This window comes from Sinorhizobium medicae (assembly GCF_007827695.1).
In the GTDB taxonomy this organism is placed as follows: Bacteria; Pseudomonadota; Alphaproteobacteria; order Rhizobiales; family Rhizobiaceae; genus Sinorhizobium; species Sinorhizobium medicae.
Map to the genome: position 1 here is coordinate 66834 of NZ_VITA01000018.1, position 22170 is coordinate 89003.

The window sequence follows — 22170 nt, forward strand, 5'->3', positions numbered from 1 at the left end:
CATCGCGCTCTAACGAGTAGCCGGTCCGGCCGGCAGGGGGCGGACCGGCAAAGCAGGTCAAGGCTTCGGAAGATATGCTTCAGGCATCGGCGTTCCCGGGAACCACTTTTCGTGCAGCGTTTTCCAGGTGCCGTCCTGCATGGCGGCGTGCAGCGCCTTGTTCAGCGCCTCCCGCAGTGCATCGTTGCCCTTCCGGACGACGAAGCCGGCCGGTGCATCGAAACTTGGAATATTGATGGCAATCTTCAGCTCCGGATAGCGGCTCGAATAGTCCTTCGCCGCCTCGTAGTCGAGGAAATGCGCATTTACGGTGGCGTTGTTGAGCGCCGCCACGGCAGAGTTGTTGTCCGGGAATTTGACGAGATCGGCCCCGGTAAAATTCTTCTCGGCATAGATTTCCTGGAGCGTGCCCTGCACGACTCCGAGCCGCTTGCCCTTCAAGCCGGCAGCATCGGTGATGGAGGCATCCGCCGTCAGTACGGAGAGGTAGCCTGCAATATAGCCGTCGGAGAAATCGACTGTCTCCTTGCGCTTCTCCGTGGTGCCGATCGCTGCTGCCGCGACATCGAAGCGGCTGTTGGCGACCGACGGCATCAGCGCGGCGAACTCCTGACCGGTGAAGATCACCTGATCCTTCTTGAAGCCGATGCGCTCTGCGACATTGAGGAAGAGCTCGATATCGAAACCCGTGAAATTGCCGTCCGAGGTGGTAAAGGCATAGGGCTTGGCATCACCCATCGTGCCGACGCTGACGGTGGCCGGATCAATCAGGCCGAGCGGATTGTCCTCTGCGGCAGCCGGCACTGCGGCGCCTGCCGCAAAAGTCAGGACGGCCGCCAGGATCGCTGCTCGCAGTCCCGTAAAGGGTAATTTGATCGCTTCGAGAAATTCCATCGGTTCGTTCTCCTCTGGTTATGTCATTTGCGGTGTTTCGGGCGCAGGGTTCCCCTCCGGGCGACGGCGCAACTCCATCGCCTGGCCCCATGCCGCCACATGCGGCGAAAAGACTTCTCACGGCTCAGAGACCGGTCTCACTCTCTAAGAGACCGGTCTCTTTTTCTGTTCGCAATTGTTATCTTCGCGTTTGCCTGTCGTCAACATCTCTTGTAAGGCTACCGTTCATGGACCAGAACCCGCCCCGATCCACATCCGTCACCGTTGCCGACGTCGCACGCAAGGCAGGCGTCTCCAAGGCGACGGCAGCGCGCGTGCTGGGCGGCTACGGAACGGTGAGCGACCCGGTGCGCGACGCCGTGACAGCCGCTGCCCGGGCACTCGATTACCGTCCGAACGAGCTCGCCCGCAGCATGACGACGGGCCGCTCCGGCACGATCGGCGTCGTGGTGGGCGACATAGAGAACCCATTTTTCAGTCTTGCCATGCGGGGCATCACCGACGTGGCCCGCCAGGCCGGCTTTACGGTCATCCTCATAAATTCCGGCGAGGACGTGGCTGTCGAGAAGGCGGCCATTCGCACCCTGCTGGCCAAGCGCGTGGACGGCTTGATCGTCTCGCCGGCCAAGGAAAGCAATGTCGATCACCTTCAGGAAGCCGCCCGCTCGGGCCGGCCGCTGGCGCTGCTCGACCGCGGCAGTGAGACGCTCGACGTTGACACCGTTATTGCCGATGACAGACACGCCGCCGAAGGCATCACGCGACGGCTCATTGCGCTCGGCCATCGCCGCATCGCCTATATCACTGCGTGCGACACACCGGATCATGTTTTCCGCGTGCCCTCAGACGTAAATACGGGCTCGGTGCGCCGGCGCGTCGAAGGTTTTCTTGGCGTCTGCCGGGAGGCTGGCCTTCAGGGAATGGAAGGCTGGGTGCGTGTGGGCGCGATCACGCCGGACCATACGCGGGGCATCGTCTCGGCGATGTTGCAGTCGAGCGAGCGCCCGACCGCGATCATCGCCTCCGACAGCGTGATCGGCCTCGAAGTTTTCAAGACCAGCCGCGCAGCCGGCATTGCTATCCCGGACGAGCTGTCGCTCGTATCGTTCCATGACGCCGATTGGACCTCGGTCACCTCGCCCCCTGTGACGGTGGTGAGGCAACCCGTCTATCGCCTGGGCGAAACAGCCGCGAAACTGCTGGTCGAGCGGCTGAACGGATATGAAGCAAGTGCCCGCCGAGTCGTGCTGCAAACCGAACTCATCGAACGGGCTTCCGTCGCCGACGCGCCGGCATGACGGTGGTCCTGAAAACATCCTGCCCTGGCGCGGCCGGCCGAAATCGGATCGCGCCGGGGGTTCTGCCGCTCGTGGCCGACGTTGCTTGGCGCAATCAACTCGGCCTTGGGAGAGCTGAGCAACATACTGCGGAGAGATGAAATGACCGACCAGGCACAGGAAGAAGTCGCCGCTCGCTGGAATCAAAACGCCGATCAGTGGACGAACGATGTGCGCAACGGCTACGATGTCTATCGTGACTTGTTCACTTTCCCGGCCTTTCAGCAATGTCTGCCGCCTATTGCAGGCTTGGAAGTCCTTGATTTTGGATGTGGTGAAGGTTCGAATACCCGACATTTCGCGCGGATGGGTGCCAAGGTGACGGGCATCGATATCTCGCAAGGCTTGATCGAGCATGCCCGTCAGGCAGAGGTCGCCGACCCTGTTGGGGTGACCTACAAGGTAGCGTCCTATAGTTCCGACACGGGATTTCCGGCCTCTTCCTTTGATGCCGTCCTTTCGACGATGGCGTTGATGGACGGTCCTGATTTTCAAGGGGCGATGTGTGAAGCCTATCGCTTGCTTCGTCCGGGCGGCTTTGTCGCGTTCAGCGTCTTGCATCCGTGTTTTATCACGCCCGGATTGCAATGGCAGAAAGATGAGCATGGCCGGACGACTGGTCTTTGCGTCGCACGCTATTTCGACAGGTCCAGTTTTACAGAGCACTGGAAGTTCGGAAATCGGCCGACAGGGGAAAATGTCGTCCCATTCGCGGTACCTCGTTTTCCGAGGACGATCGGAGACTATCTCAACGCTGTGGCATCTGCCGGCTTTCGCATAAGCCGAATTGAGGAGCCGCAGCCCACGGAGGAAGCTTGTAAGACAGTGCCCCGGTTCAGCAGATGGCGTGATCTCGGTGCTTTCCTGCTACTGGTTGTGGCGGAACGTCCGATATGATCGCTTGGTGGCCAAGCTCATGAATGAAGGCCGGAAGCGCCTCGTTGACTTTTGTCAGCATTGATGAATTATGTCAGGTCCGTTTCATGAAAGACCGATATGCCGATCCGCGTCAACGACCAGATCATTCACAAGGCCGCCTGGCTTTACTATACGCACGGCCTTCGCCAGGACGAAGTTGCCCGGAGGCTGGAAATCTCGCGTGCTTCCATCGCCATGTATCTGCGGCGCGCCCGGGAGATGGGTATCGTCACGATCACCACCTCATCGGAACTCTTCTCCAGTGACGTTCTCGCCCGGGAACTCGAAGACGCCACGGGACTGACGACCGCTTGGATCGTCCCGGAAGATCGGCAAGCGATGAACCCGGCTGCGGAGGTTCCGGAGGTCGCAGCCTCGGTCTTTCTGGAGCTGATCAACAAGGGCGACCGAATTGGGGTGGCATGGGGCCGCACCGTATATCATATCGCCGACGTCATGCCCTTCGCAGACCTCAAGGGCGTCACCGTCGTGCAGCTTTGCGGCAATCTGGGCGCACCCTATTCCTACCGCCCCGATCAGTGCACCACCGAAATTGCGCGTCGCCTCAACGCCGAGGGCGTCAATATCTACGCACCCCTCGTTCTCTCTTCAGAGCGGCTTGCTGAGGAACTGCGCGCCGAGCCGGTCATTCGGGAGCAGCTCGCGACCATTTCCGACTGCCGGCTTTCGCTCTACTCCGTCGGAGGAATCGAGGACGACAGCCATCTCGTCAAATGCGGCGCCCTTTCGGCCGACGAGATGCATGCCATGGGCGAGAGGGGCGCGGCCGGAGTGATCGCCGGGCAGATCATCGATCACAACGGTCAATGGATGGATTGCGCGCACAATCGGCGCTGCATCTCCGCCGATCTCAATTCCATCCGCGCGATCAGGAAGCGCATGCTCGTCGTGCAGGAGGAAAACAAGTTTGAACCCCTGTTGGCCGCTCTGAAGGGAGGCTTCGCCTCGCACCTCGTCGTCACCGCTTCGATGGCGCGGCGGATCATGGATCGCTGGAGCCGAGACGGGCTTGGCAGGAGTGCCCCTGCCAAGCCCTAGGGCGGCCCAGCGGCCGCCCGGTACCCGACATCAGGGCCTGGGCATCCAGCCAGGCATCGCGACTTCGGCATGGGCGAACTGCGGCAGCTTTGCACCGAGATCTTCCATATTCTTGATGTCCTGATCGTTCAGATCCTTCTGGGTGATGAGCGTCGGCGGTACGATGACCTGACGGCCCGGATCCTCGCCCGCGAGCAGCATGGCGAGCGCGCGAACGGAAACCTGACCCACGACGGCCGGGTTCGTCGCCGCGGTCGCAACCCAGGCGGAATCCGGTTCACGCATGGCCGCGATGTCCGAGGTCGAGATGTCGGCCGAATAGATCTTCACGCTGGAGGACATTCCCGCCTCGTCTACCGCAATCTTCACACCCTTGGCGAACTCGTCGTAAGGGGCGAACATCACGGTGATGTCCGGGTTGGCGGAAATCACGGACCGGGCCTGGTTGGCCACCGAATTGGCGATCGGATTGTCCATCGTGCCGAACTGCGCGGCTTCGTTGATGCCCGAGTACTTCGCCTTGAACGCCTTCCAGGTCTCGTCGCGACGGTCAAGCGGCGCAATTCCGGCGACATAGACGTAGCCGGCCTTAAAGCTCTCGCCGTTGTCCTTGACCGGCTGTTCGAGCGCAAGGCGGGCGAGGTCGCGGTCGGACTGTTCGATCTGCGGAATATTCTCGTTCTCGACATTCACGTCGAAGGCAACGACCTTGATGCCGGCGTCGACCGCGCGCTGGGCGGCTTCCTTCATGGATTCCGTCAGACCGTGCTGGATAATGATGCCCTGCACGCCCAGCGCGATCGCCTGGTCGACCATGTCTGCCTGGAGCGCAGCGTCCTGACGGCTGTCCAAGACCTGCAGCTCGACGCCGAGCGCCTTGGCCTGCGCCTCGACGCCCGCAAGGTAGGACTGGAAAAAATCGCCTGTCGACAGGTATCGCACGAGCGCGATTTTCACCTCGCCGGGCTTATCGAAAGGTTTAGGCAAATCGGCCGCCAGAGACGGCATGGCGAATGCCACCCCCAACAGCCCCAACGTCCATCTGCCCACCGTCCTGCGCGTAATGTTCATTTCAGTCTCCTCCACTGGTGAACTTTGGTTGCCCGCCGAAGGCCGCGCCGTCAGCGTCTGCCTCTTTTCGAGAGCGCAAAGGTGAAAATCAGGGCAATGACCAGCACCGCGCCCTTGACGAAATCCTGGGTGTAGTAGGGCGCGTTCATCATCGTCAGGCCCTGCAGCAGGATGCCGACGAAGAGCGCGCCGACGGCCGTGCCGAAGGCGTTCGGCTTAGTGGCACCGAGTACGGCGAAACCGATCAGCGCAGCGGCGACGGCGTCCAGCAGCAGGTTGTTGCCGGAGGCGATATCCCCGCGGCCGAGGCGGGCCGCGAGCAGGATACCGCCGATCGAGGCAAAGACGCCGGAAATGATATAGGCCCAGATTTTGTAAGCATTGACCGGCGCGCCCGCGAGGCTGGCGGCACGTTCGTTCGAGCCCACGGCGTACATCATCCGGCCGAAGCGCGTATATTCGAGGAAGAACCAGATAACGACCGCAAGAATAATCAGGACCACGACAGAGACCGGCACGAGATTTGGCAGGACGAAATCGAAGCGATGACGCCCGAGCGCCAGAAAGGCAGGGCTGAAAGTGCCGGGCGCAACGGTGCCGTCGGGCAGGGTCATGCCGGCGGCGATCGAGCGTCCCTCTGTCGGGATGCGCTGAAGGCCGAGCAGCAGGAACATCATGCCGAGCGTCGCGAGCAGGTCGGGCACGCGCATGTAGACGATAATGATGCCATTGATCAGCCCGATGAGAACCCCGATCGAGAAGCACACGAGGGTCGCCGTCAAAGCATCCCCACCCAGCACGACCATGACGTAGGACGAGGCCATCATCGCCGTCGTGGCGATGGAGCCTATCGACAGGTCGAAGCCGCCGACGACCAGGGTCGCCGTTACGCCGAGCGCGAGGATGCCTGTGATCGAGACCGATTGCAGAATGAAAACTGCGCTTTGCGGAGAGGCGAATCCACCGGTGACCAATGAGAAATAGAGGATCATCCCGGCCAAAAGCACGAGAAAGCCGTATCTTATCGCTGCTTCCCGCACGCCAGCTGACGACGGAATCGCCTGGCTCGCCGCCGGTTTGCTCTGTTCAATGCTCATGATCCGCTGACCTGTTGGTGTTTTTGCCCTGCGATCTCGGAGAGAAGCCGCTCGACATCGATGCCGGCGTTGCGATGTTCGCCGACGATGGTCTGCTCCGACATGACCAGAATGCGGTCCGCGACCTCGAAGGCTTCGTCCAGCTCGGTCAGGAAAAGGATGGTAGAGCGCCCGACCGCGGAAGCGCGCAGCTTCGCTCCGATGTCGCGGCGCGCAGCGATATCGACGCCTTGGAACGGCTCATCGAGGATGAGAACGCGAGATGGCTCGGAAAGCCAGCGGCCGACCATCACCTTCTGCTGGTTGCCGCCCGACAGCGTTTGCATTTCGTCTCGCTCGCTGCGGCAAACGACGCCAAGGGAGGTGATCTGCCCCCTCGCCCTCGCCCGCTCCGCACGCCGGTTCGACACGCTGAAGCGAGAGAGCCTCCGCAGAAAGGGTAGGCTCGTATTCTCATAGATGTTGAAATCGGGGACGATGCCACTTTCGGCACGATCCTTGGCGACCAGGAAAACGCCGCGCGCAATAGCCTGACCTGTCGCTTTCGGCGCATAAGGCTGCCCATCGAGCACCATCTTGCCGGCGGCGGGAGAACGCGCGCCGAAAAGGGTTTCGGCAAGCGCAGTCTTTCCAACGCCCACCAGGCCGGTGACAGCAACGATCTCGCCGTCGCCCAAACTCAGATCGATGGGGCGCGACTGCGCAGAGAGCCTCAGGCCGCAGGCTTTGAAAACAGGGGCGCCTGCTTCCCTAACATTGACAGAACCTGACGAGACCTTCTTGCCCAGCATCGCATTGACGGCGCCTTCATAATCGAGATCGGGTCCCTCGAAACTGCCGGCAATACGACCATCGCGCAGCGCGACGATGCTGTCGGCAAGCCGCCGGATATCCGACATACGATGCGAAATATAAAGGATGGCCACGCCCCGCGCCTTCAGCCGACCGATGAGCTCGAACAGCCTCTCGGCCTCGGCGCTGGATAAAGACGATGTCGGCTCGTCAAGGATCAGTACCTTGGGCTCATGCGCCATCGCCCTGGCAATCGCCACCATCTGGCGGTCGGCAAGTGTAAGCTCGCTGATGCCGGCGCCGAGGTTTATCGAGAGCCCCATGCGGGAGGCGACCGCCGCCGCCTCGAGGCGCACCCGGCGCGGATTGAAGAAGAACCGCGCGCCCTTTCTGTTGAGACGGTCGAGAGTGAGATTGGTCGCGACGTCGAGATCGGCAACGACGCCGTCGTCAATGCTCTGGTGCACTGTCACGACGCCGGCCCGGATCGCTCCTGCGGGCGTTGCTGGTTCGAAAGGTTGGTCTGCGAGGGTGATCGTTCCGGCATCCCGCCGGTACACGCCACTCAGTATGCGCACGAGCGTCGACTTCCCGGCGCCGTTGGCGCCCATCAGAATGGTGACTGCACCCGGCTTGAGTGCGAGATCAACCCCCTGAAGCACCGGCACAGCCCCGAAGGTTTTCCGCACGCCCGCAATGCGAAACACTGCCTGTTCGCCCATGTTCTCCTCCCAAGGCAGCACGTTAGGATAGCGTCTCATCAAATGTCAAGGTTATTGACATTTGCCAGCATGGTGCCTTAGCTGAGAACTCGTCACGCATGGCGACGTGCCGTGGAGGCTGTACGGCGCATGCAGGAGGAGGACCCTATGGACAAGCAAGTCTTCGAGGCGCTGAGCGCCGAGACGCTGCCGCTCCGCATTGGCGGCAACGCTGCTCTCAAAGAGAAGATCGGCGAGAATTGCGAACGCTGGACGGTCAACGAAGTTGGCGACGGCAACCTCAATCTCGTATTCATCGTCACGGGCGACAAGGGTTCTGCGATAATCAAGCAGGCTCTCCCCTATGTGCGCCTCGTCGGTGAGAGCTGGCCGCTGCCGCTAAAGCGCTCTTTCTTCGAATATCATGCACTCGTGCGCCAGGGCGCGCGCGATCCGGGCATGGTGCCGGAAATCGTCTTCTTTGACGTTGAGCAGGCCATCATCGTCATGGAGTTTCTCACACCGCACGTCATTCTGCGCCGCGCACTGATAGAAGGTCGCCGGCTGCCGAAAATCGGCCGCGACCTCGGGCTCTTCGCCGCCCGCCCGCTCTTCCGGGGCTCCGACTTCTCCATGCCGACGCGCGAAAAGAAGGCCGACGTGGCGCTATTTGCCGACAATGTCGAACTCTGCGACATTACGGAAAACCTGGTCTTCTCCGATCCCTATTTCGAAGCCGAGCTCAATCGCCACACCGCGCCGCAACTCGATCCGCTGGTGGCCGAGCTGCGCGCAGACCGCGACCTCAAGGTCGAGGCGCAACGGTTGAAGCACCTTTTCTCTGCCAAGGCCGAAACACTCTGCCATGGCGACCTGCATACCGGTTCGATCATGGTGACGGACGACGAGACCCGCATCATCGATCCGGAGTTCGCCTTTTACGGGCCGATCAGCTTCGACGTCGGCATGCTCCTCGCCAATTTCTGGATGAGCTATTTCTCGCAAAGCGGGCATGAGGCCGAGCGTGGCTCACGTGACGAGGTGCGCTCCTATCTGCTCGACACGATTGAGACCATCTGGGAAACTTTCCGCGTCGAATTCTCGAGGCTCTGGCGCACGGAACGCCGCGGGATCCTCTACCAGGCAAGCCTCTTCGAAGACCGTGGCGACCCGCTCGCGGCCGAACAGGCATTAAACATCGTGCTCGACGAAATCTACCGCGAGATGCTGGGCTTCGCGGGCGTTGAAATACACCGCCGCATTCTCGGCCTCGCTCACAATGCCGATTTCGAGATGATCGCCGACCCGGATCGTCGCGCCAACTGCGAAAGCAAGGCGCTGAAACTCGGCCGCCATATCGCCGTGAACCGCCACCGTATCCACAGCCTTAGGGACATTCGTGAGACGGCAGAACGGCTTCAGAAGGAAACACTCTCGTGAAAGTCGGAGACCGCCACTACCATACGATCTGGCTCAACGAGGACGGCCGATCGGTCGATATCATCGACCAGCGCTGGTTGCCCCATGAATTCCGCGTGGTGACGCTCAAGACGATTGCCGATATCGCTGTCGCGATCCGGGACATGTGGGTACGCGGCGCCCCGCTTATCGGCGTCACCGCTGCCTACGGCGTCGCGATCGCCATGGCGGAGGACCCCTCGGACACACATCTCGACTCGGTGTGGGAAGAGCTCCACGAGACGCGTCCGACCGCGATCAACCTGCGCTGGGCCCTGAATGCCATGCGCGAGCACTTGCGTGCGTTGCCGGAGCAGGAGCGTGCTGAAGCGGCTTATCAGCGCGCTGCCGAGATCGCAGAGGAAGACATCGAGCTGAACCGTGCGATAGGCGCCAACGGTCTCAAGGTGATCCGCGAAATTGCCGCGAGGAAGAAGCCGGGCGAACCGGTGAAAATCCTTACCCACTGCAATGCCGGATGGCTTGCAACCGTTGACTACGGCACCGCGACCGCTCCGATCTACATGGCGGTCGAGGAAGGTCTTCCCGTCCACGTCTATGTCGACGAGACGCGGCCACGCAATCAGGGAGCCTATCTGACCGCCTGGGAAATGAACGGCCACGGCGTACCTCATACGTTGATCGTCGACAATGCAGGCGGACATCTCATGCAGCATGGGGACGTCGATCTCGTCATCGTCGGCACGGATCGCACCACGGCCAATGGCGACGTCTGCAACAAGATCGGGACCTATCTGAAGGCCCTTGCCGCGCGCGACAACGGCATCCCGTTCTACGTGGCGCTTCCCTCTCCGACCATCGACTGGACCGTCCATGACGGGGTGAAGGAAATCCCGATCGAGGAGCGGGCGGGTGAAGAAGTGAGCTTCGTGCAGGGACGAGCGCCCGACGGCTCGATTGCCAGCGTGCGCATTTCGCCGGAAGGCAGCCCGGCAGCCAACCCGGCCTTTGATGTTACGCCTGCACGCCTCATCACCGGCCTCATTACCGAGCGCGGCGTCGCCGACGCTTCGCCGGAAGGCCTGAAGGCACTTTTCCCGGAACGGAGTTGAGCGACGGCTCGTTCAGATGCCCCCGGGCGGCCAAAACGAAACCAGGTCTTTCGCCGCTATCGCCACCGTCGTACGTGCTCGATCAAGGCCCGCATCTTTGGCGCCATGTTGCGGCGCTGAGGGAAGTACAGATAAAATCCGGGGAATGGCGGAAGGAAATCTTCCAGCAGAGGGACGAGTCGACCGTCCTCCACGAATGGCCGGAAGGTCTCTTCCGTTGCGAAGGTGATCCCTGCCCCGCAGAGTGCTGAACGAAGCATGAAGCGCAGATCATTGGTGGTGATCTGCGGCTCGACCGCCACGTCGAATGGAATTCCGTTTTCTTCGAATTCCCATCTGTAGGGCGCGACATTCGGCGCTCGCCGCCATCCGACGCAGCGATGATGCACCAGTTCGCGCGGATGCAGCGGTGTGCCGTGCGCGGCCAGATAGGATGGGGCAGCAACGGCCATCTCGCGCTGGTCCCCCGTCAAGGGCACCGCGATCATGTCCTGCTCGATCACCTCGCCAAGCCTGACACCAGCGTCGAAACCCGCGGCCACGATGTCGAACTCCTCGTCCGTTACGGTGACATCCATCGTCACCTTCGGATGTGCCTCGGCAAAGGAGGCAATGAGCGGACCGGAAAGGAAACGCTCGGCGATCGAGGTGACCGCGACCCGCAGGTGGCCGCGCGGCTCATCCTCGGCCGCCACACGATCGAGTGCCGATGCAATGTCCGACAGGGGCTGCGACAGAGCCTCACGCAGACGCTCCCCCGCCTCGGTCAGCCGCACCGAGCGCGTGGTGCGGGTGACGAGCGTCGTACCAAAGGCATCTTCGAGCCTCCGCACCCCTTGGCTGACGGCAGAGCGCGTCACGCCGAGCCTATCTGCGGCAGCACGGAAATTATCCTCTTCAGCGACCGCCACGAAGAGCGGCAGAAGGTTCATGTCAATTTGCATTGTAAAGCGCTTCTAACCACCGAGTTCAGTGATCGACGGATACCGGCGACAGTCAACAAAGTCCATCTTATCCGTGTAAGCAACGAACGGAGTTACAGCATGGACAAGGTCATTCTGATCACCGGCGCATCCAGTGGTATCGGCGAGGGCATCGCCCGGGAGCTTGGCGCAGCCGGAGCGAGATTATTGTTGGGTGCGCGCCGCCTGGACCGTATCGAGGCCATTGCCGAAGACATCAGGAGCGCAGGCGGAACCGCCAGGGCGCAGATACTGGACGTGACCGATCGTCAGTCGATGGCAGCCTTTGCGAAGAGCGCAGTTGAGACATGGGGCCGCATCGACGTTCTGGTGAACAATGCCGGCGTCATGCCGCTCTCGCCGCTTTCGGCCCTGAAGCTAGACGAATGGGAGCACATGGTCGACGTGAACATCAAGGGCGTGCTTTGGGGCATCGGCGCGGTGTTGCCGGTCATGACGGCACAGCATAGCGGACAGATCATCAACATCGGTTCCATCGGCGCTCTGTCGGTCGTCCCCACGGCCGCGGTCTATTGTGCGACGAAGTTTGCCGTTCGCGCGATATCCGACGGGCTACGCCAGGAGAGCAGCAACATTCGCGTGACCTGTGTGAACCCCGGCGTCGTCGAGAGCGAGCTTGCGCAAACCATCACCCACGAAGACACCATGGCAGCGATGGACGCCTATCGCGCCATCGCGTTACAGCCGGCCGATATCGCGCGTGCGATCCGGCAGGTGATCGAGGCTCCGGCGAGCGTCGACACCAGCGAGATCACGATCAGGCCGACCGCATCGAGCAACTGATCCGGCGCGAGCCGACCCCGTCGGTTTCCCGCAGTCTCTTCCGGGCCGCCTGACCGGCGCGGAACAGAGCTCGGTCGGCCGCCGCCACGACCTAATTATTGAACCCTTGGAAATGAGGAGATTGACATGCGTAGCTTTGCAACCTTGATGACCGCTGCACTGCTAAGCCAGTCCGTAAACGCCGGAGAGTCCGGTTCTGAGGCCAACCACTCCTATGTCGGGCTGTGGGTCACGGAAGACAACTATATCCGGCATGAACTCCTGCCGAACGGGCGCTATGTCGAGGCGCGCGGTACGCGTGAACGCGCCTATGAAGGACGTTACGAAGTCACGGGCACGCATATCGAATATTGGGATGACACAGGTTTCACCGCAGATGGAGATTTCATTGCGGGCGTGCTGCATCACGCCGGCATGATTCTCTATCGCCGACCGGAACAGCGCGCCCTTCCTTGATCCGGAAAGTCCCGAGTGCCGCCGTATAGCGCGTCAAGCGGAACTTTTGCGTTCTTGCCTCTATTTAGCGGGTGTCGGTTTCGGAGAATTCCGCCATGAATGTGAGCGCTGAAAGAACGGTTTCCCTGTGGGCGGCGGTGGAAGTTGCGCCTGACGCCGCGCCACTCACCCGGGATGAGCAAGTCGATGTCGCGGTTATCGGATCCGGAATCGCCGGCTTGTCGGTAGCCTACGAACTCGCGCTCGCGGGCCAGAAAGTGGCCGTCATCGATCGCGGTCCTATCGGCAGCGGAATGACGGCCCGCACGACCGCGCATCTGACATCGATCTGCGACGACTATTTTTCCAAGCTCATCGAATTGCGAGGGCATGACCTGGCGCGGCTCTTTTACGAGAGCCAATCGGCCGCAATCGACCGCATTGAAGCGATCCAACAGACGGAGCGTGTCGCTTGCGATTTCAGGCGCGTCGATGGATTCCTTTTTCCATCATCCGCAACGCAGGAAGCCGACCTCGAACGCGAACTCGACGCCGCACTCCAAATCGGCGTCGCCGTCGAACGAACCACCGGTCTGCCCTTTGCGGGGTTTTCCGCCTCCCCCGCTCTGCGCTACGCCGGTCAGGCGACATTCCACCCGCTCAAATATCTGCGCGCGCTGGCCGTCGCAGTCCGCGCGCGCGGTGGCGCGCTTTTCGCCGACACCGTGGTGGAAAAGGTCGAGGAAACCGAGAGCGGGGTCCGCGTTGCAACAACTTCCGGCTTCGTCGTCACTGGAAAATGGGCGATCGTTGCTACAAATTCTCCGATCAACGACCGTGTCGCCCTCCATACCAAACAGGCACCCTACCGAACCTATGCCATGTCGTTCGAGATCGCGCGCGGTGTCGTCCCTGACGCTCTCTACTGGGATACCGAAGACCCTTATCACTATGTTCGCCTGCAACCCGGCGATGGAGAAACGGACTCTCTCATCGTCGGCGGTGAAGACCATAAAACCGGCGCCGTCGACGATGCCGGCGAGCGCTTTGCGAGGCTGGGCGCCTGGGTCAGAAGCCTGGTGCCCGATCTCGGCGCCGAAACGCACAGATGGTCGGGGCAGGTGATGGAAACCATCGACTACACCGGCTTTATCGGGCTCAATCCCGGCAACAACAGAGTGTTCGTCGTTACCGGCGACTCCGGCGAAGGCATGACCCACGGTGTGGTTGCCTCTCTTGTGATCCGTGATCTCGTTCGTAACGGCGACAGCCCTTGGCGCGAGGCTTATAACCCTTCCCGCAAGACCGCACGGGCGTTCCGCGATTATCTCGTGGAAAACGCGACGGCGATCAAGAATTTCGCCGAATATGTCGCGCCTGGCGAAATCGATGCGGTGGAAAAGCTGCAGCCGGGTGAAGGTGCCATCGTCCGCGAAGGGCTCACCAAAATCGCTGCCTATCGGGACGAGGATGGCACACTCTACAAACGTTCGGCATCCTGCACGCATGTCGGCTGCCACGTGCACTGGAACTCCCTCGAGCGCTGCTGGGACTGCCCGTGTCACGGATCGCATTTTGCCTTCGACGGCACAGCTCTCAACGGGCCGGCTGTGTCTCCCTTGTCTGACCTGAAATAGCCGCTGCAGGCGTCCAGGACACTTTCCTCATTCCGCTTCTGGAATGGCGCTTCCTGTGCCGCGCACGCCGATACCTCGCCCCCGCGCATTTTGGCTCCCCGCCATCGCTGTTTCTGCTACACTTGATTTCCAACGTGGGGACTCGAAATGACCTCCGATAATGTGCCTGAACAAGTCGATCGGCTTCTCGGCAATTCCGACCTCGTGGAAGCTCTCGAAAACAAACAGTTCAAACGATTTCTCGATCAAGTGCCGATCGCTCTCGTGATCTCCAGAATCGGTAGCGGGGGCGAACGGATAATCTACGCGAATCCCGAATTCGAGAGGCTCTCGGGATTGGCGGTGGCGGAGGTCGAGAACCAGGAATGGGCCGTGCTTGAAGCAGTGCCCGCGGCCGCACAGGAGGGAGCATCGCTCGGTCAAGCCGTTACTGCCGGGACCGACCGCATCGGAACTTACAAAAGGAATGCGGGAGACTCGACCGCCCTGCTCGACGTCTATTCAAATGTGGTCGAAGACGACGAAGGAACGCCGTGCTTCCGCCTCGTCGCACTTGTGGATGTTACCGAGCACAAGCAGACCGAACGCGAGGAGCTCGAAAGTCGCATTAAGGAGCAGGATCTCCTGCTTCGGGAGCTGCAGCATCGTGTGAAGAATAATCTTCAGATGATAACGGCGCTCATCCGTCTCGAAGCTCGCGGCAACCCGCCTCCCGACACGCGCTCTTTCGAAAGGTTGGCGGGCCGTGTCGAAGCACTCACCACCCTTTATGACGCCATGGCTAATGGCGACAGCAGCCAGGAAGTCGATCTCGGCACCTATATCGGTCAGATCGCAGCTGCCGTCATGGCCTCGAACGCCTGCGATGGGGTCAGCCTCGACATGAAAATCGATCCCTATCCGGTTTCCGTCAACGTCGCCATGCCAACTGGACTGGTCGTCAACGAGCTGCTCACCAACGCGCTCAAGCATGCTTTCAACGGCCGCGAAGGAGGAGTAATCACGCTGCGAAGCACTTTTGAGGATGATGGCTACCGTGTCATCGTTGCGGACGACGGAATAGGTTTCCCGGACGGAGAGACCTGGCCCAAACACGGCAAGCTTGGCGAGTTGATCGCGCAGTCGCTTCGCGAAAATTCCAGGGCTGATCTCCAGGTGATCTCCACGCCGGGTCAAGGCACACGCGCAACGATTCGTTTCCGGAACGACTCCGTATAGGCGCGCGAGCGTCCGAGCACCGCGCATCATAAGGCCGCGCGCGAACGCGGCTGCATAGGATGTCTATCGGCCCGGCTTATAGATCTGGTCGAAAATCCCCCCATCGTCGAAGAACTTCGGCTGGGCTTCCTGCCAACCGCCGAAGTCGCCAATGGTGACCAGTTTGAGATCGGCAAAGCGTGCCGAGTCCGCGGGGTCGGCCAGCTCGGGCTTGAACGGCCGATAGTAGTGCTTGGCGACGATCTTCTGGCCGACGTCGCTGTAGAGGTAGCCGAGATAGGCTTCGGCAACATTGCGGGTGCCTTTGCTGTCGACATTCCCGTCCAAGAGCGCCACGGAGGGCTCGGCCCTGATCGATATGGACGGTGTCACGATCTCGAACTTGTCGGGGCCGAGTTCATCGAGCGCGAGATAGGCCTCATTCTCCCAGGCGAGCAGCACGTCGCCGAGCCCGCGATGGACGAAAGTGGTCATCGCTCCCCACGCGCCGGTGTCGAGAACGAGAACCTGCTTGAAAAGCGCCGCCGCATATTCCTGCGCCTTGGCCTCGTCGCCGTTGTTTGCATCCCGCGCCCAGGCCCAGGCTGCAAGGAAGTTCCAGCGCGCGCCACCCGAGGTCTTCGGGTTCGGCGTGACGACCTGGATGCCCTCCTTCGTCAGATCGCCCCAATCCCGGATGCCTCTCGGATTGCCCTTGCGAACCAGGAAAACGACCGTCGATGTGTAGGGCGCACTATTGTTCTCGAGGCGTGTTCTCCAATCCGGGGGAAGCTTGCCGGTCGCCTGAGCAATGGCATCGATATCGCCTTCGAGCGCCAGTGTCACCACATCCGCTTCGAGGCCATCGATCACCAATCGCGCTTGCTTGCCCGAACCGCCGTGCGACATGTCGATCGTCACCTTCTCGCCGGTCTCCGTCTCCCATTTTTCAGCGAACGCAGCATTGAACTCCTTGTAGAGTTTTCGCGTCGAGTCATAGGAAACGTTCACGATCGTCGTGCCGGCGACAGCGGCACCGAGAAAGCCGACTTGCAGGGCTCCGACCGAAATCACGCCGAACATGATCCCGACAAATACACGCGCTCCCATAATGGCCTCCATGATCAGCCCGCCAAAATGGCAAGTTCACAGCAATTCGGTTGTAATGCAAATACATAACAGGTTCTCGAACCGCCGTGCCAACCAACCGCCGTGGAGCTGGCTGGCTTCGAGCTGGACAAACTCAGTCTGCGAGATACCTACCCGGCCGCGAGCTTGAGCTCGGAAATGACCTCCAGCACCCGGTCCTGGCGCGCTTCCACGCCTTCGGCTGGGCGGTGCGTGGCAAGTGCGCGGTCACGTTCGCGGATCAGTCCGGCTATCTCCTCATCCCAGGCGGCGAAAACAGCCGTGAGCCAGCGGTTCACGAGATAGGACGGCCGCGGCATCTGCACGTCGAAACGCGGCAGAAGCGCGATCGTGCCTTCCGCATCGAGCCAATCGTCGCCGACCACCCACTGGTTTACCGTGAAAAGGCGAAGGAGGCGCCCGCGCGCGTCGACCCCGACCGCTGCGAGATGGTGTATTGGTCCCTCCGGGCCTCGAGGGCGCAGGAAGCAGTGGAAATGACCGTGTTCTTCGGCGCCCTCTTCAGCCGGGTGACAGTGGTAGAACCACTGCGAGCCACTGGCCGGATCGAACACATCACCCGGTGGATAATGGTCCCACGCCCTGATTTCAGTGGTATCGCGAAAGGTGTCCGTGAGCACGCTGAGCCCGCCCTTGGCGAGCAGGCTCTCGCAGAAGGCGATCTCGCGCCGGGCTAGCTCTCTCGCGTTCTCAGCCATTTCCCTGGACCGGCAGCGGAAGGGGTGGCGGAGGCGGCGGAAGCTTTTTACGTCCCTCCGGAAGCGGAATCGGCGGCGGGGGAGGCGCGAGCTTGGGCGCCGCGGCCGCGCACGGGGCTGCGGCAGCGCAAGGTGCGGAAGTCGTCGCGGGCGCTGGAGCTGGCGCCAACGGGGCGGCAGCGGCGCAAGGGGCTCCTGCGGCGCAAGGCGGCGCGCTTCCGGCCGAGCCGGAGGCCACCGCGGCCTGCGCGGGTGGAACGGGGTGCGTGTAATGGTCGACGGCGACGGCTGCTGTCGCCGCCGCCAGTGCTGCACCGAAAAGGAGCGTGTTCCTGGCCGTCATTTCCTCGCGAGCCCCTCGAGCCCGAACAGCGGGCGCATCCAGATACCGGCGAGTGAACCGACAAAGGCAGCCGCAAACCACAGCCACCCGTGCAGGCTACCCGAAGCGATGCCGGAAAACAGCGCACCTATATTGCATCCGAAGGAAAGCCGCGCGCCGTAGCCCATCAACAGACCGCCGATAGCGGCCGCCAGTACGGAGCCGAGCGGGATCTTCGCCTTCGGCGCGAATTTACCGGTGAGGCTCGCCGCAATTGCTGCGCCGAGGATAATGCCGAAATTCATCACCGAGGTGATGTCGGCGAGCACGCTGCTGTTGAGCGCCGTTCGCGGGCCCGGCCAGTTCCAGAACGCCCAATCGGCGACCGGAACGCCGGCGATCTGCGCCGCCTTGGCGCCCCACAGGCCGAAGCCAAAGGTAACCGACCAGGGATGGCCGGCGAGCAGCAGCGTCGCAATGTTGAGCAGAGCCATGAGCAGCCCCGCTCCGACCAAAGGCCAAGGGCCGTATAGCACCCATGTCCAGCCCTGGCGCGAGGGTGCCGGCTCCCGCTCTACATCGCCGTGGGCCCGCTGTTCGACCAGGGCAGTTAGCAGCGAAACAACCCCTAGGCCGGCAAGCGTCGCCAGTATGGCAGCGCCGGTCCCAAGCTGCCGGCCGAGATCGATCGTGCCGAAGGACGGGAGCGTCAGCCACCACGGTAGATGCGCCGTACCGATCAGCGCGCCGACGATGAAGAAGGCGAGCGTGACGAGCATGCGCGCCGAGCCGCCGCCCACGGTGAACAATGTGCCCGAGCCGCAGCCGCCGCCGAGTTGCATGCCGAGCCCGAACAGGGCAGCGCCGACGAGCACCGAGACCCCTACCGGCGCCAGCGCGCCGACGAGTGGCTGGCCACCGAGGCTACCTGCCGAGATCAGCGGGATCATGGCAACTGCCGCCACACCGATCATCAGCATCTGCGCGCGGATGCCACGGCCGCGGCGCTCGACGACCATACGCCGCCAACCACCGGTAAAACCGAAGGAGCCGTGATAAAGGGCGACCCCCAGCAGCGCGCCGACGGCGAAGAGCGCCGCCTGCCGCAGATCGACCAGCTGCGCAATCGCGAGAAAGCCGCCGAGCAGCGCGCATCCGGCGACGAGCGCCGGGGCACGGTCGACCGTCACTGGCGGCAAATGACGCGAACGATCAAGGGAAATATCAGTCATTTCGGATCCCGGCGCCTTCAGGTGCCCGACTTGTTCTCGACCGCACGCGCCGGGTCGGCCGTCCATTCGGCCATCGAACCGTCATACATGCTCGTCTTCTTGTTGCCCAGTACCTCGGAAAGGGCAAACCAGGTGACAGATGCCCAGTGACCGGTGTTGCAGAATGTGATGTTCTCCTCATCCGCGGCCAGACCCACCGCCTCGGTCAGCGCCTTCACCGTCTCGGGTCGCGCAAAGAGGGCGTGGTCCTTGCTGTAGAGCTTGGAATGCTCGATATTGGCTGAGCCCGGGATCGTGCCGTTGGCGCGCACGATCGGGCTCTTCGACTTGCCCTCGTATTGCTCGGCCGGGCGACCGTCGATGAGCTTTTTGCCGGCTTCGAGCGCCGCGGCGACTTCCTCGGTCGTCGCCAGCAGCTCTTCCTGCGGCTCGGCGGCGAAGGTGGCCGGTTCAGGCTTTGCCGGCTCCGCGGAACGCGCGCCGCCGGCGGCGTCGTATTGCCGCCAACCGCCATCGAGGATCGAAACCTCGTCATGACCGAGATATTTGAAGGTCCAATAGATGCGGGTCGCGCCTCCGAATTCGCTCGAATCGGTGCCCCAGGGTATGATGACGACGTGATCGTCATTGTCGATGCCGAGATCGCCGATCAGCTTGGTGATCTGCTCGAGCGGCGGCAGCATGCCGGGGACGCCGTCCACCTCGGTGCGCCAGCCGGCGCTCGCATAGGGCGCGACCACCGCTCCCTCGATGTAGGGCTTGTCGCCCAGCTCGGTCTCGGCGACCTTGTCGCGGATGTCGAGGATAACCACGTTTTCGTCGCCGGCCTTCGCCTTGACCCATTCGGCGTCGACGAGCGGTTTGACCTCGGCGGCCAGAGCGGAGGAGGCGAGGACAGTCAGCGTGAATGCCAATGATGCAAGGCGCATTGATGAAGCTCCCGTATTCAGTTGCGGATTTCTACCGCACGGTGGGCGCAGAGTCAGGACATGAGCGACGGGGGATCGCGTCACTATTGGAAAATTCGTCCTGTTCACCGGAGCTCGAAGGAAAGAGGTTTCATTCGAGGCCGCGATGCGTATGTCGGGGCGTCTTCGTGGTCAAGCTCCCTTTTCAATGGGCGGAGACTTGTTTATGTTCCGTTTTCGTTCTGACGGCGCGGCCGGACGCCGCAAGGCTGTCGGTTGCCGAGATTTCGGACGCAGTGCCAGCCGTTCGCATTCAATCTTCACGAGCAGAAGCTATCCCTGACAAAGAGGCCCCATGAACCCTGCCTATCTGGAAAAGCTCAATGACCGCCAGAGGGAGGCGGTGGAACATGGGATCGGTCGCCCAAGCAGTGAAATCGGTGGGCCGCTGCTCATCATCGCAGGCGCAGGTTCAGGAAAAACCAATACGCTCGCCCATCGCGTCGCCCACCTGATCGTCAACGGCGCAGATCCACGCCGTATCCTGCTCATGACCTTTTCCCGCCGCGCCGCTTACGAAATGACCCGTCGCGTAAAAAGCATCTGTCGGCAGGTGCTTGGGAACCAAGCCGCCGCCATCGGCGACGCCTTGACCTGGGCCGGGACCTTCCACGGGATCGGCGCGAGGCTCCTTCGCATCTATGCCGAGCAGATAGGCGTAAACGTGGATTTCACCATTCACGACCGGGAAGATGCCGCAGACCTGATGAATCTCATACGCCACGAACTCGGCTTTTCACGGACCGAAAGCCGCTTTCCGACAAAGAACACCTGCCTTGCCATCTATTCGCGCGTGGTCAATTCCGAGAGCTCGATCTCCGAGGTTCTCAAGTCCTCCTATCCCTGGGTATCGGCGTGGGAGGAGCAGCTGAAGCAGCTCTTCGCGGGCTATGTGGAATCCAAGCAGGCGCAGAACGTTCTCGACTATGACGATCTCCTGCTCTACTGGGCGCAAATGGTGTCCGATCCGGGACTCGCCGAGGATGTCGGCACGCGCTTCGACCATATCCTGGTCGACGAGTATCAGGACACGAACCGCCTTCAGTCCTCGATTCTGCTGTCCCTCAAGCCCGCCGGCCGGGGGCTCACGGTGGTCGGCGACGATGCGCAGTCGATTTATTCTTTCCGGGCGGCGACGATCCGCAACATTCTCGACTTTCCGAAAGCGTTTTCTCCGGCGCCCGCTGACGTGATCACACTCGAGCGCAATTACCGCTCGACGCAGCCGATCCTCGCGGCTGCCAACGGCGTCATCGACCTCGCCCGCGAGCGTTTCACCAAGAACCTCTGGACGGACAGGCAGTCGGAACAGCGGCCGCGGCTCGTTTCGGTCAAGGATGAGGCCGATCAGGCCAACTACATCGTGGAGCAGGTTCTGGGAAACCGCGACCTTGGCGTTCCGCTGAAGCAACAGGCGGTACTGTTCCGGTCATCGAACCACAGCGGAGCCTTGGAAGTGGAATTGACACGCCGCAACATTCCCTTCGTGAAATTCGGCGGTCTGAAGTTTCTCGATGCCGCTCACGTGAAGGATCTGCTGGCCGTTCTCCGTTTTGCGCAGAACCCACGCGACCGCGTCGCCGGCTTCCGCCTTCTCCAGATGCTTCCGGGAGTTGGCCCTCAGACGGCCGGAAAGATCCTCGACACAATAGCCGCCGATCCCGAACCGCTCTTTTCGCTCACCGAAATTCCATCTCCGCCGAAAACTGGGGATCATTGGACCGAGTTCGTAACTCTGCTGTCGACCTTGAGAAAAGCCGGCGTCGGATGGCCCGAAGAAATCGCTTCCGCCCGGGCCTGGTACGAACCGCACCTCGACCGCATCCATGAGGATGCCGGAACGCGCAAAGCGGATCTGCTGCAGCTGGAGCAGATCGCCTCCGGCTATCCCAATCGCGAGCGATTCCTTACGGAACTTACGTTGGATCCGCCGGACGCCACCAGCGACCAGGCCGGCGTACCGCTTCTCGACGAAGACTATCTGGTCCTATCAACCATCCATTCTGCCAAGGGCCAGGAGTGGCGCTCCGTCTTCATGCTGAACGTGGTGGACGGGTGCATTCCTTCCGACCTCGCGGCCGGCACGACGGCCGAGCTCGAAGAAGAGCGCCGCTTGCTTTACGTCGGCATGACGCGGGCGCGGGACAGTCTGGACCTTCTGACGCCGCAGAGATTTTTCACGGGGGGACAAAATGCACTGGGTGACCGTCACGTCTACGCTTCGCGGACCCGGTTCATCCCAGCCACGCTCCTTCAGTTTTTCGAAACGACGAGCTGGCCGAAGGTCACCGCGAATGCCGGCGACCGAAGTGCCCGACAAATCCGAGTGGATGTCGGAGCCCGGATGCGGTCGATGTGGAAGTGAG

19 protein-coding genes are annotated in these 22170 nt (G+C 61.8%); 10 read left to right on the plus strand and 9 right to left on the minus strand.

The window, feature by feature from the left end; translation table 11 throughout:
- Window positions 1–57: 57 nt before the first annotated feature.
- A complete protein-coding gene (locus FB009_RS25350) occupies window positions 58–894 on the minus strand; it encodes an ABC transporter substrate-binding protein (RefSeq protein WP_018210626.1) in 837 nt (278 codons plus the stop codon).
- A gap of 227 nt (window positions 895–1121) precedes the next feature.
- Between FB009_RS25350 and FB009_RS25355 the strand changes: the two genes are divergently transcribed.
- The 3 genes from FB009_RS25355 to FB009_RS25365 all read left to right on the plus strand — a co-directional run bounded on the left by FB009_RS25355 (window position 1122) and on the right by FB009_RS25365 (window position 4208).
- Window positions 1122–2192, plus strand: a complete 1071-nt coding sequence (locus FB009_RS25355; RefSeq protein ID WP_011970685.1) for a LacI family DNA-binding transcriptional regulator — start codon at window positions 1122–1124, stop codon at window positions 2190–2192.
- Between the two features lie 141 nt (window positions 2193–2333).
- Complete coding sequence (locus FB009_RS25360) at window positions 2334–3128, plus strand: class I SAM-dependent methyltransferase (protein ID WP_011970686.1); 795 nt, start codon at window positions 2334–2336, stop codon at window positions 3126–3128.
- A 99-nt stretch (window positions 3129–3227) separates the two neighbouring features.
- Window positions 3228–4208 carry a sugar-binding transcriptional regulator gene (locus FB009_RS25365; RefSeq protein ID WP_011970687.1) on the plus strand — a complete coding sequence of 327 codons (981 nt, stop codon included), beginning with the start codon at window positions 3228–3230 and terminating at the stop codon, window positions 4206–4208.
- A gap of 30 nt (window positions 4209–4238) precedes the next feature.
- On the opposite strand, the gene FB009_RS25370 is transcribed toward FB009_RS25365, so the two are convergent.
- From FB009_RS25370 to FB009_RS25380, 3 genes are read right to left on the minus strand one after another with little or no spacing between them, the layout of a single operon-like run.
- Entirely contained in the window at window positions 4239–5279 is a 1041-nt protein-coding gene (locus FB009_RS25370) for a substrate-binding domain-containing protein (RefSeq protein ID WP_018210628.1), read from the minus strand.
- Between the two features lie 50 nt (window positions 5280–5329).
- Window positions 5330–6376, minus strand: a complete 1047-nt coding sequence (locus tag FB009_RS25375; RefSeq protein WP_011970689.1) for an ABC transporter permease — start codon at window positions 6374–6376, stop codon at window positions 5330–5332.
- Window positions 6373–7890: a sugar ABC transporter ATP-binding protein gene (locus FB009_RS25380; protein ID WP_164830060.1), complete on the minus strand. Its 1518-nt coding sequence runs from the start codon at window positions 7888–7890 to the stop codon at window positions 6373–6375. The genes FB009_RS25375 and FB009_RS25380 overlap by 4 nt, the downstream gene beginning before the upstream one ends.
- A 147-nt stretch (window positions 7891–8037) precedes the next feature.
- Between FB009_RS25380 and mtnK the strand changes: the two genes are divergently transcribed.
- Both mtnK and mtnA read left to right on the plus strand, forming a co-directional pair.
- Window positions 8038–9309: an S-methyl-5-thioribose kinase gene (gene mtnK, locus FB009_RS25385; RefSeq protein ID WP_186447677.1), complete on the plus strand. Its 1272-nt coding sequence runs from the start codon at window positions 8038–8040 to the stop codon at window positions 9307–9309.
- Window positions 9306–10400, plus strand: coding sequence for an S-methyl-5-thioribose-1-phosphate isomerase (gene mtnA, locus FB009_RS25390; protein WP_011970692.1), 1095 nt, complete (start codon window positions 9306–9308; stop codon window positions 10398–10400). Before mtnK ends, mtnA begins: the two co-directional genes overlap by 4 nt.
- A gap of 56 nt (window positions 10401–10456) precedes the next feature.
- Here the strand turns inward: mtnA and FB009_RS25395 are convergent, their stop codons facing one another.
- The gene (locus FB009_RS25395; protein ID WP_011970693.1) at window positions 10457–11344 is read right to left on the minus strand and encodes a LysR family transcriptional regulator; all 888 of its coding nucleotides are present in this window, start codon (window positions 11342–11344) and stop codon (window positions 10457–10459) included.
- 99 nt (window positions 11345–11443) lie between these two features.
- Between FB009_RS25395 and FB009_RS25400 the strand changes: the two genes are divergently transcribed.
- The 4 genes from FB009_RS25400 to FB009_RS25415 all read left to right on the plus strand — a co-directional run bounded on the left by FB009_RS25400 (window position 11444) and on the right by FB009_RS25415 (window position 15456).
- Window positions 11444–12166 carry an SDR family oxidoreductase gene (locus tag FB009_RS25400; RefSeq protein ID WP_011970694.1) on the plus strand — a complete coding sequence of 241 codons (723 nt, stop codon included), beginning with the start codon at window positions 11444–11446 and terminating at the stop codon, window positions 12164–12166.
- A gap of 126 nt (window positions 12167–12292) precedes the next feature.
- Entirely contained in the window at window positions 12293–12622 is a 330-nt protein-coding gene (locus FB009_RS25405; RefSeq protein ID WP_018011297.1) for an Atu4866 domain-containing protein, read from the plus strand.
- A 95-nt stretch (window positions 12623–12717) separates the two neighbouring features.
- Window positions 12718–14238 carry an FAD-dependent oxidoreductase gene (locus FB009_RS25410; RefSeq protein WP_145162135.1) on the plus strand — a complete coding sequence of 507 codons (1521 nt, stop codon included), beginning with the start codon at window positions 12718–12720 and terminating at the stop codon, window positions 14236–14238.
- A 147-nt stretch (window positions 14239–14385) separates the two neighbouring features.
- The gene (locus FB009_RS25415; protein WP_011970697.1) at window positions 14386–15456 is read left to right on the plus strand and encodes a sensor histidine kinase; all 1071 of its coding nucleotides are present in this window, start codon (window positions 14386–14388) and stop codon (window positions 15454–15456) included.
- Window positions 15457–15519: 63 nt separating this feature from the next.
- Here FB009_RS25415 and FB009_RS25420 read toward each other — a convergent pair whose 3' ends face one another.
- The 4 genes from FB009_RS25420 to FB009_RS25440 form a co-directional block, all read right to left on the minus strand.
- Window positions 15520–16545: a sulfate ABC transporter substrate-binding protein gene (locus FB009_RS25420; RefSeq protein WP_011970698.1), complete on the minus strand. Its 1026-nt coding sequence runs from the start codon at window positions 16543–16545 to the stop codon at window positions 15520–15522.
- Window positions 16546–16694: 149 nt separating this feature from the next.
- Complete coding sequence (locus FB009_RS25425) at window positions 16695–17282, minus strand: DUF6969 family protein (protein WP_011970699.1); 588 nt, start codon at window positions 17280–17282, stop codon at window positions 16695–16697.
- A gap of 339 nt (window positions 17283–17621) precedes the next feature.
- Window positions 17622–18836 carry a YeeE/YedE family protein gene (locus tag FB009_RS25435; protein WP_011970701.1) on the minus strand — a complete coding sequence of 405 codons (1215 nt, stop codon included), beginning with the start codon at window positions 18834–18836 and terminating at the stop codon, window positions 17622–17624.
- Window positions 18837–18853: 17 nt separating this feature from the next.
- Window positions 18854–19765: a sulfurtransferase gene (locus FB009_RS25440; protein ID WP_011970702.1), complete on the minus strand. Its 912-nt coding sequence runs from the start codon at window positions 19763–19765 to the stop codon at window positions 18854–18856.
- Window positions 19766–20099: 334 nt separating this feature from the next.
- On the opposite strand from FB009_RS25440, the gene FB009_RS25445 reads away from it, so the two are divergent.
- Complete coding sequence (locus FB009_RS25445) at window positions 20100–22169, plus strand: ATP-dependent helicase (protein WP_011970703.1); 2070 nt, start codon at window positions 20100–20102, stop codon at window positions 22167–22169.
- Window position 22170: the final 1 nt, after the last annotated feature.